Origin of the sequence: Roseomonas aerilata DSM 19363, assembly GCF_000711725.1 — a bacterium.
In the GTDB taxonomy this organism is placed as follows: Bacteria; Pseudomonadota; Alphaproteobacteria; order Acetobacterales; family Acetobacteraceae; genus Roseomonas; species Roseomonas aerilata.
In genome coordinates this window covers 1-2,144 of sequence record NZ_JONP01000125.1, presented here as the reverse complement: position 1 = coordinate 2,144, position 2,144 = coordinate 1, and the positions used below count along the sequence as shown (strand labels likewise).

Annotated in this window: 1 protein-coding gene; it reads right to left on the bottom strand. The window is 67.7% G+C overall.

Annotation, left to right across the window (positions count from 1 at the left end; genetic code table 11):
• Positions 1 to 488: 488 nt before the first annotated feature.
• Positions 489 to 2,144: calcium-binding protein (locus BO39_RS29265; protein ID WP_052403042.1), on the bottom strand; the 1,656-nt coding region annotated here is incomplete at its 5' end.

Here is a 2,144-nt window from a genome sequence, read left to right as displayed (position 1 = left end):
CAGCGCCCCGCACACCGGCCAAGACCACCGGTAGCGCCGCATGGGCGACGGGAGCAGGCCAAACCCCTTCATGCCCGGGAACAGCCCGTGCCGGCGCATAGCCTGCGCCGCCACTGCGCTTTGCCCTTCATGGCGCGGCGATCCGACTGGCCGTCCGAGGCGGTGCCGCGATCAGGAAGGGACCGTGTTCCGAGCCACGCGACCTCACCTGAGGGCGCCGCGGGCGAGGTGCCGGGCCGAGCGTCAGGCGTAGCGCCCGGGCCCGCGGAGCGGGCCTGCGCCACCACCTCGTCCGTCGCTGCGTATAGCAGCGCGCCCATGCCTGTCTCCTGCACCGCTCCACCCCAGGGCTACCAGGGCTCTACGGGCCCTGAGCAAGCGGCGGGCCGCGACAGCAGAAAGAATTTAGATCAATAGGTTAAGCAGGAAGGGGGATGGCAACTCCCATCCCCCTGTAAGGTTTCGCAGACCCGGTGAAATCCTTCTCCTCACCCGATGAGGTGGATGTCGCTCGCGTGCAGCACCGTGCCGGCGGTGAAGGTCGCGATCGTCACCGGGGCGCTGCTGCCCGCGCCATCCACGTCCCAGAGCAGCTTGGCTACGTCGGTCTCGTAGATGAACTGACCGGTGCCGGACGGTGCGGTGGAGACCCCCGTCGTGTTGCTGACGAAGCGGCTCGCCACCGAGGAGGACAGGGCCAGGCCGCCCTTGAACCCGGCCACCGAGATCTCGATCACGTCCGCCCCGGGCAGGAAGTCGGTGATCGTGTCGCCGCCCTCTGCCGCGGAGCCGTAGCGGAAGGTATCGGCACCCGCGCCGCCCTCCAGCGTGTCCGCGCCGAGGCCGCCGATCAGCGTGTCGTTGCCACCGCCGCCATAGAGCTTGTCGTTGCCGGCCAGGCCGCTGAGGGTGTTGTTCAGCGCGTTCCCGTAGATCGTGTTGTCGAGAGCGTTGCCGCTGCCCGTCAGCGCGCCGCCACTGAGATCCAGCCGTTCGACATTGGTCGTGAGCATGTAGCCGGAGACGCTGGCGACCACACGGTCATAGCCGCCGCCCACCGCCTCGGACACCACGTCACGGAGGTTGTCGACGATGAAGGTGTCGTCGCCGACGCCGCCGATCATGATATCCGCGCCTTCGCCGCCGTCGAGCCAGTCGTCTCCGTCGCCACCGTAGAGCGTATCGGTGCCCGTGCCGCCCTCCAGCGTGTCCTTGCCGGCATTGCCGTAGATCTGGTCGTCGCCGCCCATGCCGCGGAGAAGGTTGTCCAGGCCATTGCCATTGAGAATGTTGGCAACATCGTTTCCGGTTCCCGTCAGCGCGTTGCCGCCGAGGTCCAGCCGCTCGATGTTGGCGCTGAGCACGTAGCCGGACACGCTGGCCACCACGCGATCGGAACCGCCGCCGGCCACCTCGATCACCACGTCGCCGAGATTGTCCACCTTGTAGAGATCGTCGCCGGTCCCGCCAGTCATCGTGTCAGTGCCGGTGCCGCCATCGAGCACGTCGTTGCCGTCACCGCCATTGAGCAGGTCGTTGCCGTCACCGCCGTTGATCGAGTCGTTCCCGCCCATGCCATTGAGGACGTTGTCCAGCGCGTTGCCGACGAGGATATTGTCGCCGCTGTTGCCGCTGCCCGCCAGCGCGCTGCCCTTCAGGTCCAGCCGCTCGACATTGGCGGCGAGCACGTAGCCGGAGATGCTCGCCATGACGCGGTCAGACCCGGCACCGGCCGCCTCGATCACCACGTCACCAGGATTGTCCACAGCATAGTTGTCGTCGCCATTGCCGCCGGCCATCGTGTCGGCGCCAGCACCCCCATCGAGAAGATCGCCGCCCTCACCGCCATAAAGCGCGTCATTGCCGTCGCCGCCATAGAGCGTGTCATTGCCGTCGCCGCCGTAGAGCGTGTCGTTGCCGGCCAGCCCCTTCATCACGTCCGCGTCGGCTGTCCCGACGAGATAGTTGCTGCCGGCGTTGCCGATCAGTCCGGTCGCGGGCGTGGTGAACGTCACGGGACCCGGGCGCTCAAGGGAGGCCGTACCGGAGGCGAGCGCCTGTCCGCCGTAGGTGATGCCATCGACATAGAGGTTGCGGTCGAGGTCCGAGCTGCCGCCCCAGGCGTCGTTGAGGAAGTTCACCTC